11 protein-coding genes are annotated in these 15,460 nt (G+C 60.6%); 10 read left to right on the forward strand and 1 reads right to left on the reverse strand.

The window, feature by feature from the left end; genetic code table 11:
• The first annotated feature begins 198 nt into the window (after positions 1-198).
• The 9 genes from livH to guaD all read left to right on the forward strand — a co-directional run bounded on the left by livH (position 199) and on the right by guaD (position 12,162).
• Entirely contained in the window at positions 199-1,122 is a 924-nt protein-coding gene (livH, locus tag NA647_RS14170; protein ID WP_256049060.1) for a high-affinity branched-chain amino acid ABC transporter permease LivH, read from the forward strand.
• Positions 1,119-2,375, forward strand: a complete 1,257-nt coding sequence (locus NA647_RS14175; protein ID WP_256049059.1) for a high-affinity branched-chain amino acid ABC transporter permease LivM — start codon at positions 1,119-1,121, stop codon at positions 2,373-2,375. Before livH ends, NA647_RS14175 begins: the two co-directional genes overlap by 4 nt.
• Entirely contained in the window at positions 2,372-3,139 is a 768-nt protein-coding gene (gene livG, locus NA647_RS14180) for a high-affinity branched-chain amino acid ABC transporter ATP-binding protein LivG (RefSeq protein WP_256058269.1), read from the forward strand. Before NA647_RS14175 ends, livG begins: the two co-directional genes overlap by 4 nt.
• 2 nt (positions 3,140-3,141) lie before the next feature.
• Positions 3,142-3,843 (forward strand): ABC transporter ATP-binding protein, encoded by a 702-nt coding sequence (locus NA647_RS14185; RefSeq protein WP_256058270.1) that lies wholly within the window; start codon positions 3,142-3,144, stop codon positions 3,841-3,843.
• Between the two features lie 258 nt (positions 3,844-4,101).
• Positions 4,102-5,457 carry an 8-oxoguanine deaminase gene (locus tag NA647_RS14190; protein ID WP_256058271.1) on the forward strand — a complete coding sequence of 452 codons (1,356 nt, stop codon included), beginning with the start codon at positions 4,102-4,104 and terminating at the stop codon, positions 5,455-5,457.
• 345 nt (positions 5,458-5,802) lie between these two features.
• Positions 5,803-7,260, forward strand: a complete 1,458-nt coding sequence (gene xdhA, locus NA647_RS14195) for a xanthine dehydrogenase small subunit (RefSeq protein ID WP_256058272.1) — start codon at positions 5,803-5,805, stop codon at positions 7,258-7,260.
• Positions 7,253-9,649, forward strand: coding sequence for a xanthine dehydrogenase molybdopterin binding subunit (xdhB, locus tag NA647_RS14200; RefSeq protein ID WP_256058273.1), 2,397 nt, complete (start codon positions 7,253-7,255; stop codon positions 9,647-9,649). The genes xdhA and xdhB overlap by 8 nt, the downstream gene beginning before the upstream one ends.
• A 212-nt stretch (positions 9,650-9,861) precedes the next feature.
• Positions 9,862-10,722 (forward strand): xanthine dehydrogenase accessory protein XdhC, encoded by an 861-nt coding sequence (xdhC, locus tag NA647_RS14205; protein WP_256058275.1) that lies wholly within the window; start codon positions 9,862-9,864, stop codon positions 10,720-10,722.
• Between the two features lie 135 nt (positions 10,723-10,857).
• Positions 10,858-12,162 carry a guanine deaminase gene (gene guaD / locus NA647_RS14210; protein ID WP_256058276.1) on the forward strand — a complete coding sequence of 435 codons (1,305 nt, stop codon included), beginning with the start codon at positions 10,858-10,860 and terminating at the stop codon, positions 12,160-12,162.
• Positions 12,163-12,474: 312 nt separating this feature from the next.
• Here guaD and NA647_RS14215 read toward each other — a convergent pair whose 3' ends face one another.
• Positions 12,475-13,230 carry a GntR family transcriptional regulator gene (locus NA647_RS14215; RefSeq protein ID WP_256058277.1) on the reverse strand — a complete coding sequence of 252 codons (756 nt, stop codon included), beginning with the start codon at positions 13,228-13,230 and terminating at the stop codon, positions 12,475-12,477.
• Positions 13,231-13,596: 366 nt separating this feature from the next.
• On the opposite strand from NA647_RS14215, the gene NA647_RS14220 reads away from it, so the two are divergent.
• A complete protein-coding gene (locus tag NA647_RS14220) occupies positions 13,597-14,943 on the forward strand; it encodes an NCS2 family permease (protein WP_256058278.1) in 1,347 nt (448 codons plus the stop codon).
• Positions 14,944-15,460 lie beyond the last annotated feature (517 nt).

The raw sequence follows: 15,460 nt of genomic DNA on the forward strand, positions 1-15,460 counted from the left end.
CGGGGCTGACTCGGCCACAAGCACAGGGCCGCCCCAGCAACATCCTTAACCAAGCGAGCAGCCTGCAGAGCTGGCCCGCGTCGAACAGGTAGGTGCGTGATCCGCACTGAGCCCTTGGCGCTGCATTCTCCATGCAGCGTGTTCGAAGCAGGCCTGCATTGGTAGCGAGCACGGACGCAGGATGTTCAGGAGAATGTAATGCCTGAGCTTTACCACTACTTCCAACAGCTGATCAACGGCCTGACCGTTGGCAGCACTTATGCCTTGATAGCCATTGGTTACACCATGGTCTACGGCATCATCGGCATGATCAACTTCGCCCACGGCGAGGTGTACATGATCGGCTCCTACGTGACCTTCATCGCTATCGTCGGGCTTACGATGATGGGGCTCGATGCGCTACCGATTCTGATGATCGGTGCATTCGCCGCCGCCATGATCGTCACCAGCGCTTACGGTTACAGCATAGAGCGAGTCGCCTACCGGCCACTGCGAGGCAGCAACCGTCTGATCCCGCTGATTTCCGCGATAGGCATGTCGATCTTCCTGCAGAACGTCGTCCTGCTGTCCCAGGATTCGAAGGACAAGGCGATTCCTAACCTGATGCCTGGCAATTTCATCTTCGGTGAAAGTGCCATGAACGGTGTGGTCATTTCCTACATGCAGATATTGATCTTCGTGGTCACTATCCTCGCCATGCTGGGCCTGACGCTGTTCATTTCACGCTCGCGTCTGGGTCGCGCCTGCCGCGCCTGTGCCGAAGACCTGAAAATGGCCAACCTGCTGGGTATCAACACCAACAGCATTATTGCCCTGACCTTCGTCATCGGCGCAGCGCTAGCGGCGGTCGCAGCCGTACTGATCAGCATGCAGTACGGAGTGATCAATCCGCATATCGGCTTCCTGGCCGGCATCAAGGCGTTCACCGCCGCGGTACTTGGCGGCATCGGCAGCATCCCCGGCGCCATGCTCGGCGGCCTGGTACTGGGAGTGGCCGAGGCCTTCGGCGCCGATATCTTCGGCGACCAGTACAAGGACGTGGTGGCCTTCACCCTGCTGATCCTGGTCCTGCTGTTCCGCCCCACCGGCATTCTTGGTCGTCCGGAGGTGGAAAAGGTATGACTCTGCATCTGCGTACTGCCTTTTTCAGTGCCCTGCTGGTCATCGCCGTCGCGGTGCCGGTATTCGGCCTGAAGCTCACCACGGTGGGCATCAAGGTCGAGGTCCATGGAGCCGAAGCGTCCACCTTCTGGATCATCGCCGCCTGCGCCGTGGCCATGTTTTTCTGGCAGCTGGTTCGCACCCGCCTGGCAGCGGGCTGGGCGGCCAGCCCCAGCCTGCCGACCATACCCGCCGGCGCCGGCAACTTCTTTACCCTGCCCTCGACTCAGCGTTACATCATCATCGGCCTGGTGCTGGTGGCGCTCGCTTGGCCATTCTTTGGCTCGCGCGGTGCGGTGGATATCGCAACGCTGATCCTGATCTACGTGATGCTCGGCCTGGGCCTGAACATCGTGGTGGGTCTGGCCGGTCTGCTCGATCTGGGTTATGTCGGGTTCTATGCCGTCGGTGCCTACACCTACGCGCTGCTCTCGCACTACTACGGCTTCGGGTTCTGGCTCAGCCTGCCGATCGCCGGTGCCATGGCGGCGTTGTTCGGTTTTCTGCTGGGCTTTCCGGTGCTGCGGCTGCGGGGCGATTACCTGGCCATCGTGACCCTGGGCTTCGGTGAGATCATCCGGCTGTTGCTGCGCAACATGACCGAGCTTACCGGTGGACCAAACGGTATCAGCGGCATCGACAAGCCGACGCTGTTCGGCCTGTCGTTCGACCGGCGCGCCGCCGAGGGTATGCAAACTTTTCACGAGTTCTTCGGGGTGGATTACGCTTCGATCAACAAGGTGATCTTCCTCTATCTGATCGCCCTGCTGCTGGTCCTGCTGACGCTGTTCGTGATCAATCGGCTGTTGCGCATGCCCATTGGCCGGGCTTGGGAAGCACTACGCGAGGACGAAATCGCCTGTCGCGCGCTGGGGATGAACCCAACGGTGATCAAGCTCTCGGCCTTCACCATCGGTGCGACCTTCGCCGGTTTTGCCGGCAGCTTCTTCGCCGCTCGCCAGGGCCTGGTTTCGCCGGAATCGTTCACCTTCATCGAGTCGGCCATCATCCTCGCCATCGTAGTACTCGGCGGCATGGGCTCGCAGCTGGGCGTAATTCTCGCCGCCATTGTGATGATCCTGCTGCCCGAGCTGATGCGTGAATTCAGTGAGTACCGCATGCTGATGTTCGGCGCCATGATGGTGCTGATGATGATCTGGCGTCCGCAGGGCCTGCTACCCATGCAACGTCCACACCTGGAGCTGAAGCGATGAGCCGCACGATTCTTGAAGTACGCGGCTTGACCATGCGTTTCGGCGGCCTGCTGGCCGTCAACGGGGTGGGCCTGTCCGTACAGGAAAAGCAGGTGGTGTCGATGATCGGTCCTAACGGCGCCGGCAAAACCACCGTATTCAACTGCCTGACTGGCTTTTACCAGCCGACATCAGGCGAAATTCTTCTCGATGGCGAGGCGATCCACGGACTGCCGGGCCACAAAATCGCCCGCAAGGGCGTGGTCCGGACGTTCCAGAACGTGCGCCTGTTCAAGGACATGACCGCCATCGAAAATCTGTTGGTTGCCCAGCACCGGCATCTCAATACCGGATTCATATCCGGTCTGTTGAAAACCAAGGCGTTCCGTCAAAGCGAACGCGAAGCGATGGATTTCGCCGCGCACTGGCTCGAGCAGGTGAACCTGACCGATATCGCCAACCGTCCGGCTGGCACCTTGGCCTATGGTCAGCAACGCCGCCTCGAGATCGCCCGCTGCATGATGACGCGTCCGCGGATCCTCATGCTCGACGAACCTGCGGCCGGCCTCAACCCAAAAGAAACCGAAGACCTCAAGGCGCTAATCGGCATGCTGCGCGACACGCACGACGCCACGGTCCTGCTCATCGAACACGACATGAAGCTGGTCATGAGCATTTCCGACCATATCGTCGTGATCAATCAGGGCTGTCCGCTGGCCGATGGCACGCCAGAGCAGATTCGCGACAATCCGGACGTGATCAAAGCTTATCTGGGAGAGGCGTAACCATGCTGTATTTCGAAAACGTCTCGACTTTCTACGGCAAGATCCAGGCACTGCACAACGTTGACGTCGAGGTCCGCAAGGGTGAAATCGTCACGTTGATCGGCGCTAACGGCGCTGGTAAATCGACCTTGCTGATGACGCTATGCGGTACGCCGCAAGCCTCGTCGGGCAGCATCCGCTTCGAAGGGGATGAGTTAGTCGGCCTGCAGACCTGCGACATCATGCGCAGAGACATCGCGGTGGTGCCTGAAGGGCGGCGCATCTTTGCCCGCCTGACTGTGGAAGAAAACCTTGCCATGGGTGGCTTCTTCACCAACAAGGCGGACTTCCAGGAGCAGCTGGACAAAGTGCTTTTGCTGTTCCCACGGCTCAAAGAGCGCTTTCAGCAACGTGGCGGCACCATGTCTGGTGGTGAGCAGCAAATGCTTGCCATCGCCCGGGCTCTTATGAGCAAACCCAAGCTGCTGCTTCTCGATGAACCGTCGCTGGGTCTGGCACCGATCATCATTCAGCAGATCTTCGAGATCATCGAGCAGTTGCGTGAAGACGGTGTAACCATCTTTCTGGTCGAACAGAACGCCAACCAGGCGCTCAAATTGGCCGACCGTGGTTACGTACTTGAAAACGGCCGCATCGTCATGCAGGGAAGCGGTGAAGAGCTGCTGAGCAACCCCAAGGTGCGCGACGCCTACCTGGGCGGTTAACGGTCTGGTACAGAAGGAGCCGGGCCATGCCCGGCTTTTTTATTTGTTGGGTATCGATTCGCGCTGGCAAGGCTGCTTGCATGGGTCTACAGCGCCTCGTCAGCGCCCTACCGCAGGGCAGCGTCGCCGCTTAGAGGGGTGACAAGTTCCCGGCAAGCCACTATCGTACGTCTCGCGCCCAACCTGGTGCGCACCTGGATCAGCAGACAGGGCAAAACTGAGCTGGCAATTCTGAACCTAACTCAGGAGACGCCGGCCATGACTGCCAGCCGTATCTGGATCAAAAATCCCCTCGCCCTCTTTACCGCCAACGAGCAGAAAGCCGCTGGTGGTCTCGTCATCGACAAGGGCGTCATTGTCGAAATGCTCGACGCCGGGCAATCGCCCTCCATGCCTGTAGACAGCACCTTCGATGCGCGTGAACACGTCGTGCTGCCGGGGCTGATTAACACCCATCATCACTTCTATCAGACGCTTACCCGCGCCTGGGGTCCGGTGGTCAATCAGCCGCTGTTCCCCTGGCTGAAGACCTTGTATCCGGTCTGGGCACGACTGACACCGGACCGCCTCGCGCTTGCCAGTAAGGTTGCACTGGCGGAGCTTCTTTTGTCCGGTTGCACCACCGCTGCCGACCATCACTACCTGTTCCCGGATGGCCTGGAGAATGCCATCGACGTTCAGATTGAGGCTGTCCGCGAGCTGGGAATGCGCGCCATGCTGACGCGGGGCTCCATGAGTCTGGGAGAAGCCGACGGAGGCCTGCCCCCGCAGCACACCGTGCAAACGGCTGAAGCGATCCTTGCCGACAGTGAGCGTTTGATCAGCCGTTACCACGAGCGTGGCGATGGTGCGCAGATCCAGATCGCACTCGCGCCCTGCTCGCCGTTTTCAGTCACTCCGGAAATCATGCGTGCCAGTGCCGCTTTGGCAGAAAAACACGACGTCCGCCTGCATACACACCTGGCGGAGACTCTCGACGAGGAAGACTTCTGCTTGCAGCGCTTCGGCTTGCGCACCGTGGATTATCTGGACAGTGTCGGCTGGTTGTCCGAGCGCACCTGGCTGGCGCACGGCATCCATTTCAATGATGAAGAAATCGAACGTCTCGGAAAGGCGGGCGTGGGGATCTGCCACTGTCCGAGCTCGAACATGCGACTGGCGTCAGGTATCTGCCCAACCGTTGCGCTTGAAGCTGCCGGCGCAATCATCGGCCTCGGCGTGGATGGCTCTGCATCGAACGACGCCTCCAACATGATTCTCGAAGCCCGTCAGGCGCTGTATATCCAGCGCCTGCGCTATGGTGCGGAGCAAATCACGCCGGAGCGTGTGCTCGGCTGGGCAACGCGCGGCTCGGCACGCCTGCTTGGACGTACTGATGTCGGCGAGCTGAGCGTCGGCAAGCAGGCCGACCTGGCCATGTTCAAGCTCGATGAGCTGCGCTTCTCCGGAAGTCATGATCCGATCTCAGCACTGCTCCTGTGTGGCGCCGACCGGGCCGACCGAGTCATGGTTGGCGGGCAATGGCGAGTCACCGATGGGCAGATAGAAGGTCTCGACGTTGCCGGCCTGATTGCCGACCATAGCCAGGCTGCGCGGGCACTCATAGCAGGCTAAACGATAGATCATCGCTCACATGAGCGATGTCCCCTGCGAGGCATCTCGCGCCGTAACGGTTCAGATTACGGCGCGATCCTCAGCCCGCTCATCGTCAGACACGAGCGGCAGAACCACATGCACCCGTTCCGCCAAGACATCGCGCCTGTCGAGGCGAGCAGCAATCTCGGGCTGGCTGAGCCACACTCAACGCATGGACTGACAAGACAAAGCGGCATACGCATTGCTGCGAGGAGTTCGCTCGTCAAACACGCTGACTTTCGAGTCAGGAATTTGTTGACCTGAGAGTCAGATAAGGCTAATTTCCACTCCAGAGCCCAGAACAAAAATCCCCGGAGGCCCTCTTTGATCCAGTTCCTACTCAATCGAGAACTGCGCCGTGAGCAGACACTCGATCCGAATACCACCGTACTTGAATACCTTCGCGAATACCGCGGCAAGTCCGGTACTAAAGAAGGCTGCGCGTCCGGTGACTGTGGCGCCTGCACCGTCGTGGTCGGCGAGCTGGACGGCGACCGGCTGCGCTATCGCACGCTCAACTCTTGCCTGACCTTCGTTTCCGCCTTGCATGGCAAGCAACTGATCGTCGTCGAAGACCTAAAGGATCAAGGCCAGCTGCACAGCGTCCAGCAGGCGATGGTCGACTGCCACGGTTCGCAATGCGGCTTCTGCACCCCCGGCTTCGTCATGAGCCTGTTTGCCCTGCAGAAGAATCGGGCTGCGTCAGGTGCCGTCAATGAATACGATCCGGCCCAGACCCACGAAGCGCTGGCAGGCAACCTCTGCCGCTGTACCGGCTATCGTCCGATTCTCGAAGCGGCCGAACAAGCCTGCCGCGGCAAGCAGCCGGACCAGTTCGACGCGCGCGAAGCCGAAACCATCGCCCAGCTGAAAGCCATCGAGCCTCGCGAAACCGCCGAACTGAACAGTGGCGACAAGCGCTGCCTGTCGCCGCTCACAGTGAGCGATCTGGCCGAGATCTACAGCGCCAACCCTGACGCCCGCCTGCTGGCTGGCGGCACCGACCTGGCGCTGGAAGTCACCCAGTTCCACCGCGAACTGCCGGTGATGATCTACGTCGGCCACATCGCCGAGATGAAGAAAGTCGAAGTCACAGACGACAGCATCGAAATCGGTGCCGCCGCCGCGCTGACCGATTGTTACGAAGCGCTGGCCCGCGAATACCCAGATTTCGGCGAGCTGCTCCATCGCTTCGCCTCCCTGCAGATCCGCAACCAGGGCACCCTGGGCGGCAACATCGGCAACGCCTCGCCCATCGGCGACTCGCCGCCTCTGCTGATCGCCCTCGGCGCGCAGGTTGTACTGCGCAAGGGCAGTAACAGCCGCACCCTGCCGCTGCAGGATTACTTCATCGACTACAAGGTCACCGCTCGCGAGCAAGGCGAATTCATCGAGAAGATCATCGTCCCGCGCGCTCGGCCGGAGCAGATATTCCGCGCCTATAAGGTGTCCAAACGACTGGACGACGATATTTCTGCCGTGTGCGCAGCGTTTGATCTGCGTGTCGAGAATGGCGTGATCGCCGACGCACGGATCGCCTTCGGCGGTATGGCGGCAATTCCGAAGCGGGCCGCTGCCTGTGAGGCCGCGCTGAATGGTGCGCCTTTCACCATCGAAACGGCCGAACGCGCCTGCGAAGCTCTGGCCCAGGACTTCACGCCACTGACCGACTTCCGTGCCAGCCGCGAATACCGCTTGCTGGTTGCACAGAACCTGCTGCGCAAGTGCTTCCTGGAACAGCACGCACCGAAAACCGAAACGAGGGTGACCGCTTATGTCTAACCACAACCTTGCCAAGACCCAGGAAGAAATCGCCGCCCTGTTCAGGCAGGACCTGGTCACCGGCGTCGGTCGGAGCGTCAAGCATGACAGCGCGGACAAGCACGTTTCCGGTGAAGCGGTATATGTCGACGACCGCCTGGAATTCCCCAACCAGCTGCACGTCTATGCGCGCATGAGTGACCGCGCCCACGCCCGCATCGTCCGCATCGATACCTCGCCCTGCTATCAGGTTCCGGGCGTGGCCATCGCCATCACCGCCGAAGACGTGCCCGGACAGCTGGACATCGGCCCGGTGGTCGCTGGCGACCCGCTGCTGGCGGACGGCAAGGTCGAGTACGTTGGCCAGCCGGTGATCGCCGTAGCCGCCGACAGCCTGGAAACCGCCCGCAAGGCGGCCATGGCCGCGATCATCGAGTATGAGGATCTGGAGCCGGTGATCGATGTAGTCGACGCACTGCGCAAAAAGCATTTCGTGCTCGACAGCCACACCCACAAGCGCGGCGACTCCGCCAGCGCACTAGCGACCGCGCCGCGCCGCTTGCAGGGCACGCTGCATATCGGTGGCCAGGAACACTTCTACCTGGAAACCCAGATCAGCTCGGTAATGCCCACCGAAGACGGTGGCATGATCGTCTACACCTCGACGCAGAACCCCACCGAAGTGCAGAAGCTGGTGGCAGAAGTGCTGGGCGTATCGATGAACAAGATCGTCATCGACATGCGCCGCATGGGCGGCGGTTTCGGCGGTAAGGAAACCCAGGCCGCAGGCCCCGCGTGCATGTGCGCAGTAATCGCCCACCTCACCGGCCGTCCGACCAAGATGCGCCTGCCGCGCATGGAAGACATGACCATGACCGGCAAGCGTCACCCCTTCTACGTCGAATACGACGTGGGCTTCGATGAAGATGGCTTGTTGCACGGCATCCAGATCGACCTGGCCGGCAACTGCGGCTATTCGCCGGACCTGTCGGGCTCCATCGTCGACCGCGCCATGTTCCATTCGGACAATGCCTATTACCTGGGCGATGCGACCATCCACGGTCATCGCTGCAAGACCAACCTGGCCTCCAACACTGCCTACCGCGGCTTCGGCGGCCCACAGGGTATGGTCGCCATCGAGGAGATCATGGACGCCGTCGCGCGTCACCTCGGCAAGGACCCGCTGGACGTGCGCAAGCGCAACTACTACGGCAAGACCGAGCGCAACGTCACGCCGTACTACCAGACCGTCGAGCACAACATGCTCCAGGAGATGACCGCCGAGCTTGAGGCAAGCAGCGAATACGCCAAGCGACGCGAGGAAATCCGTGCGTTCAATGCCAAGAGTCCGGTCCTGAAAAAAGGTCTGTCGTTGACGCCAGTGAAATTCGGCATCAGCTTTACCGCCACCTTCCTCAACCAGGCCGGCGCGCTGGTGCACATCTATACCGATGGCAGCATCCATCTGAACCACGGCGGCACCGAAATGGGCCAAGGCCTGAACATCAAGGTCGCGCAGGTCGTGGCCGAGGTATTCCAGGTCGATATCGAGCGCATCCAGATCACCGCCACCAACACCGATAAGGTACCCAACACCTCGCCGACCGCTGCCTCCAGCGGTGCCGACCTCAACGGCAAGGCCGCACAAAACGCTGCGCTGATCATCAAGCAGCGCCTGGTCGAGTTCGCAGCACGGCACTACAAGGTCACCGAGGAAGATGTCGAGTTCAGGAACGGCCAGGTGCGCATCCGCGACCAGTTCATATCGTTCGAGGAGCTGATCCAGCAGGCCTACTTCGGGCAGGTGTCGCTGTCCTCCACAGGCTTCTACCGCACGCCGAAGATCTTTTACGACCGCGACCAAGCACGTGGACGGCCGTTCTACTACTTCGCCTACGGCGCCGCGTGCTCGGAAGTTATCGTCGATACCCTGACCGGTGAGTACCGCATGCTGCGCAGCGACATCCTGCACGACGTCGGCGCCTCGCTGAACCCGGCAATCGACATCGGCCAGGTGGAAGGCGGCTTCGTCCAGGGCATGGGTTGGCTGACCATGGAAGAACTGGTGTGGAACGACAAGGGCAAGCTGATGACCAGCGGCCCGGCCAGTTACAAGGTGCCGGCGGTGGCTGACATGCCGTTGGATCTGCGGGTCAAGCTGGTGGAAAACCGCAAGAACCCGGAAGACACGGTGTTTCATTCCAAGGCCGTTGGCGAGCCGCCGTTCATGCTCGGCATCTCGGTCTGGTGCGCGATCAAGGACGCCGTGGCCAGCCTAGCGGACTACAAGGCACAGCCGAAGATCGATGCGCCGGCAACGCCGGAGCGGGTGCTCTGGGGCGTCGAGCAGATGCGCAAGCTGAAGCAGAACGCCACTGCGGCTGCAACGACGGAAACGACACTGGCCTGACCGGCTGGAAGCCTGGCGTAGGGTGGGCCGAGGCGCGTTCCGCTGAAGCGGAACGCCGCCCACCCCTCCCTACAACAGAGTCGGATCGTAGGGTGGGCTTCAGCCCACCAAAAGAGCGAACGTCAATGATGGGCCTAAGCGAAACACCGCTCGGCCCACCAGAACACTACAACGGAAGAAGCGCTGCGCGGCGCTATCCGAAGGACTGAACCATGAGCAACACGGTCTGGATCGAAGCTCTCGCCGACCTACAGCAGCGCGGCGAACCCTGCGTGCTGGTGACCATCATCGAGGAACGCGGCTCGACGCCGCGTAATGCCGGCTCGAAGATGATCGTCAGCCGCGAACGGCTGTACGACACCATTGGCGGCGGCCATCTGGAGTACAAGGCACAGAAGATCGCCCGCGAAATGCTTGAAAATCGCGTGCGTGAAACCCGCCTCGAACGTTTTTCCCTCGGAGCCAGCCTGGGGCAATGCTGCGGCGGCGCGACCGTGCTGTTGTTCGAGCCCATGGGTCAACCGCAGGCGCACATAGCGGTTTTCGGTGCTGGCCACGTCGGCCGCGCACTGGTGCCGCTGCTGGCCAGCCTGCCGTGCAAGGTGCGCTGGATCGACTCGCGCGAGAGCGAATTCCCCGCGCATATCCCTGCCGGCGTAGAAAAAGTGGTCAACGACGAGGTAGTCGACGAGGTGGAGAGCATGCCCGCCGGCAGCTACTTCATCGTCATGACGCACAATCACCAGCTGGATTTGGAGCTGACTGCGGCAATCCTCGAACGCAATGATTTCACCTACTACGGTCTGATCGGTTCGAAGAGCAAGCGCGCCAAGTTCGAACACCGCCTGCGCGACCGTGGTTTCCAACCCGAAACCGTGCAGCGCATGCGTTGCCCGATGGGCATCTCCGAGGTGAAAGGCAAGCTGCCGGTGGAGATCGCGGTATCCATCGCCGGCGAGGTAATCGCCACATACAACGCCCATTTCGGTGAGAACAGCGGTGAGAAAGCGCAGGACGGCGAAAAACCGGTGCCAATGCTGGTGCCCGCCTCGCGCCGCTCAAATAACGGCTGACCGAACGGCCACGCTTCTTTTGTGGGAGGCGCGCCCTGCGGCGAAGCGGGCCGCTGGCCAGCCAGAGCGAACGCTTCGCTCCGAAGGCGAGCCTCCCACGCTACTTCCCCTTACAAACGATTTCCGAGAATCAGTATGTCCCAAGCCAAAGCCTACCGTGCCGCCCTGCTCCACAGCCTCGCCGACCCACGCGATGTGGGCATCGAGCAGTCCCACGAATATTTCGAAGACGGCCTGCTGGTCATCGAGGACGGCAAGGTCACGCAGATCGGCCATGCCGCCGAGCTGCTGCCTGCCCTTCCGGCCGGCACAGAAGTGATCGAGTACAAGGATGCGCTGATTACCCCCGGCTTCATCGACACCCATATCCATTACCCGCAGACCGGCATGATCGCTTCCTATGGCGAACAGCTGCTGGACTGGCTCAACACCTACACCTTCCCAACCGAGCGCGCCTTTGCCGACAAGGCCCATGCCAGTGAGGTGGCAGAGATCTTCCTGGGCGAACTGCTGCGCAACGGCACCACCACTGCGCTGGTGTTTGGTAGCGTGCACAAGGAGTCGGTGGATGCCTTCTTCGAGGCCTGCGAGAAGCGCAACCTGCGGATGGTTGCCGGCAAGGTGCTGATGGACCGCAATGCGCCGGACTACCTCACCGACACTGCCGAATCCGGTTACGCCGACAGCAAGGAATTGATTGAACGCTGGCACGGCAAGGGGCGCCTGCATTACGCGGTCACGCCGCGCTTCGCACCGACCAGCACCCCGGAGCAACTGGCGCTAGCCGGCAAGCTGTTCAAGGAATACCCGGAGCTGTACATGCATACCCACCTGTCCGAGAACCGCAAGGAGATCGAATGGGTGCGCGAGCTGTTCCCCGAGCGCAAGGGTTACCTGGACGTCTATGACCATCACGGCCTGATCGGCGCACGTTCGGTGTTCGCACATGGCGTGCACCTGTGCGACGACGAATGCAAGCGCCTCGGCGAAACCGGCTCGGCGGTGGCTTTCTGCCCCACTTCCAACCTTTTCCTGGGCAGCGGCCTGTTCGATCTGGAGAAAGTCGAAGGCTTTGGTGTGCGCGTTGGTCTGGGTACCGACGTCGGCGCCGGCACTAGCTTCTCCCAGCTGCAGTCGCTGAACGAGGCCTACAAGGTGATGCAACTGCAAGGGAAGAAACTGGATCCTTTCAAGTCGCTTTACCTCGCAACCCTGGGCGGTGCCCGCGCGCTCTATCTGGACGATCGGATCGGCAACCTGCAACCGGGCAAGGAAGCCGACTTCGTGGTGCTGGACTACAAGGCCACGCCGCTAATCGAGTACCGCTTGAATCAGGCGCGCAGCCTGGAAGAGCGGCTCTTCGCCCTAATGATCCTTGGTGATGACCGCGCCGTGAAGGAAACCTACGCCGCCGGCGTCTCGGTGTATAAGAAAGCGTAAAGTCGATATACGCGCTGAGGATTGGGGGGCGGGAGGCTGTTGCCGTACATACGTAGGGGCTTTAGCCCACCGTCACTTAGCCCTTGATGGGCTGAAGCCCACCCTACATGCCGAAATGCGCCGGGCGCAGTCCCTGCACGGCGATGCGCTCCGCGCACCTTTGGCTTCGAACAAGCCGCTCCAGCCTCAGCGTCTTTTCCGACTTTCCCCGCCTGCCCAGGATGTAGAGCGGGCTGGGCGGCACTCCGCTTCAGCCCACCAAGGGCTAAAGCCCACCCTAGGTATGTACGACGGCAGCACTGTGAAACTGGTTCAGCGCTTTTTCGCGGCTTTACCGGCCTTTCCTAAAATGTGCGAAAACACTGCATGCAAGTCATCCGAGGCGCTGTCTTCGTCGAGGTTGAGCTTGCTATCGATGTGATCCATGTGGTGCAGCATCAGGCTCACCGCTTTCTCGCTGTCGCGCGCGGCGATGGCGTCGATCAGTTGGTTGTGCTCGTCATACGAGCAATGCGAGCGGTTACCGCTTTCGTACTGGGCGATGATCAGCGAGGTCTGGGATACCAGGCTGCGCTGGAAGCTCACCAGCGGGGCGTTCTTCGCCGCCTCGGCCAGCTTCAGGTGGAACTCGCCCGAAAGCCGAATACCGGCGCCACGATCACCACGGGCGAAGCATTCCTGCTCATCGATTACCATCTGCCGCAATTCGGCGAGCTGCTCGCTAGTGGCATGCTGCACTGCGAGCTCAGTGATTGCCCGCTCCACCATACGCCGCGCAAAGAATATCTGCCGAGCCTCATCGACGCTCGGACTAGCGACCACCGCACCACGGTTTGGGCGTAGCAGCACAACTCCTTCATGAGCCAGCCGCGATAGCGCACGCCGGATGATGGTGCGACTCACGCCAAAAATCTCCCCCAGCGCTTCTTCGCTGAGCTTGGTACCTGGGGCCAGTCGTTGCTCGAGGATAGCGTCGAAGATGTGAGCGTAAACGATGTCGTCTTGGGTTCCGGTCCGGGCCTTGCCGTTTCGTGTCGGCTTTTTTAGAGGCTGCAGCTGTTCGTTCATGGTGACTCGCGTCGGAAATATCGGCAGACCGAACTTTACTGCCTTAGGGTCATCGCTGGCAGTAGTAGATGGTCAAACAGGGAAATAAAAAGCGGTTTATTGTGCACAATCAATAAGAAACCCACTGCATCTTCGAGGCACCTTGGCTGTACCGCCGCCGCTGCACGCTGTGGAAAAGCCCTGCGTGACAATTTAAAGACTGAATTTACGCAAATCGAGTTGCAATTCTTGTATACAAAAGCATAATCGCGTCAAGCCTTCCTGACCTTTCGGTCAGAAAACCGAACAGGACGAGCCTAACCATCACCTGCCCTCGAGAGTACCGCGCTCTGGGTGATAGACAACAAGAACGATGAGGAACACCTTGTGGACACCACCAAGCAGGAACAGCAGACCGTCACGCTGCAACCGAACAATCCCGGCTGGCTCGATCGATTCTTCAAACTCAGCGCGCACCGTACCAGTGTCAAAACTGAGCTGCTCGCAGGCCTGACGACCTTCGTCACCATGGCTTACATCATATTCGTCAACCCAAACATCATGGCCGACGCCGGCATCGACCACGGTGCCGCGTTCGTCGCGACCTGCATTGGTGCAGCGCTCGGCTGCCTCCTGATGGGCCTATACGCGAACTGGCCGGTGGGCCTTGCGCCCGGCATGGGCTTGAACGCCTTCTTCACCTATACGGTGGTTGGGGAAATGGGCTACAGCTGGGAAATTGCGCTGGGCGCGGTGTTCCTGTCTGGCATTCTGTTCATGATCATGAGCCTGTCTCGCCTGCGGGAGTGGCTGCTCAACAGCATTCCGATGAGTCTGCGCTTCGCCATGGGCGCCGGGGTCGGATTGTTCCTGGGACTGATCGGGTTGAAGACAGCCGGTATCGTCGTCGACAGCCCTGCAACTCTGCTAACCATGGGCTCGTTTGGTGAACCCACCGCGCTACTTGCGGCCGTGTGCTTTCTGCTGATCGCCGTGCTCAGCCACCGCAACGTCTTCGGTGCAATCCTTATAAGCATGCTGGCGGTAACCGGCATCGGTTGGGCGATGGGTCTGGTCGAGTACAACGGGCTCGTGTCGTTGCCGCCCAGCCTTGCACCGACATGGCTGGCGATGGATATCGCCGGAGCCATGAACGTCGCGATGGTCAGTGTGATTCTGGCGTTCCTTTTCGTGAACATGTTCGATACCGCCGGCACCCTGATGGGCGTCGCGCATCGCGCCAACCTCGTCGACGATGATGGCAAGATCCAGAACCTCTCCCGCGCGCTGAAGGCGGACAGCACCTCCAGCGTCGCTGGCGCCTTCGTCGGCTGCCCGCCGGTAACCAGCTACGTTGAAAGTGCGTCGGGTGTCGCTGCGGGCGGGCGTACCGGCCTGACAGCCGTCACCGTTGGCGCGCTGTTTCTGATCGCAATGTTCTTCGCCCCGCTAGCGGCCATGATCCCCGCATATGCAACTGCCGGCGCCCTGATCTATGTCGCCATGCTGATGATGAGCGGGATGGCGCATATCGACTGGAAGGACCACACCGATACCATTCCGGCTATCGTCACTGTGGTGATGATGCCGCTGACTTTCTCCATCGCCAACGGCATCGCGCTGGGCTTTCTGACCTACGCGACGCTCAAGGTGCTGACCGGCCAGCGCGACAAGGTGTCGATCAGCTTGTACGTGCTCTGCGTGATCTTCATCGCCAAGTTCGCCTTCCTCTAAGCTTGGCGGATCGAGCGGCCCCATCGTTTCGGCGGTGGGGCTCTTTACGTTTGAAGACCTGAACGCCCTCAAAAAACGAGCGGCCAAGCAATCCATATGACTTATACGAACCGCACCGTAAACATGATCGGCGCCAGCACTGAAAGCCTGTAACGCAGCACCGTCAAGGAGGACTGAAATGAGTCTGGAAACTTGGTTATTGTTCGCGAGCGCGGCGTTGGTGGTCGGCCCGCTGTGGCTGCCGATGTCAGTAACAGCCTCAACTATGAGCTGCAGCGCTGCTAGCCGACGCTCGTTAGTGCTCGATCTGCCTGCTCAAGCTCCATTTGTCTGTATTGCCCGGCAGAGCTAGTAGGATTCGCGGCGTTGCAAGATGGGCTCAGCATTTGCAGCTGACGTCAGGCCACATATTCGCCAGTGTTCTCGCGGGTCTGGCCTGGAAGCAGCAAGCCCAAAAAACGATTTGTTCTTCGCAGCCTTCTGCTACCGTTTCTCAGCCCCGACTGGCCCTTCGTGC

It is taken from the genome of Stutzerimonas stutzeri (assembly GCF_024448985.1).
Lineage (GTDB): Bacteria > Pseudomonadota > Gammaproteobacteria > Pseudomonadales > Pseudomonadaceae > Stutzerimonas > Stutzerimonas stutzeri_AP.

Coding starts and splice junctions, on each gene's coding strand:
- NA647_RS14185 (WP_256058270.1), top strand. CDS start 3,142: ATGCTGTATTTCGAAAACGTCTCGACTTTCTACGGCAAGATCCAGGCA.
- livG (WP_256058269.1), top strand. CDS start 2,372: ATGAGCCGCACGATTCTTGAAGTACGCGGCTTGACCATGCGTTTCGGC.
- xdhC (WP_256058275.1), top strand. CDS start 9,862: ATGAGCAACACGGTCTGGATCGAAGCTCTCGCCGACCTACAGCAGCGC.
- NA647_RS14190 (WP_256058271.1), top strand. CDS start 4,102: ATGACTGCCAGCCGTATCTGGATCAAAAATCCCCTCGCCCTCTTTACC.
- livH (WP_256049060.1), top strand. CDS start 199: ATGCCTGAGCTTTACCACTACTTCCAACAGCTGATCAACGGCCTGACC.
- NA647_RS14175 (WP_256049059.1), top strand. CDS start 1,119: ATGACTCTGCATCTGCGTACTGCCTTTTTCAGTGCCCTGCTGGTCATC.
- xdhB (WP_256058273.1), top strand. CDS start 7,253: ATGTCTAACCACAACCTTGCCAAGACCCAGGAAGAAATCGCCGCCCTG.
- NA647_RS14215 (WP_256058277.1), bottom strand. CDS start 13,230: ATGAACGAACAGCTGCAGCCTCTAAAAAAGCCGACACGAAACGGCAAG.
- guaD (WP_256058276.1), top strand. CDS start 10,858: ATGTCCCAAGCCAAAGCCTACCGTGCCGCCCTGCTCCACAGCCTCGCC.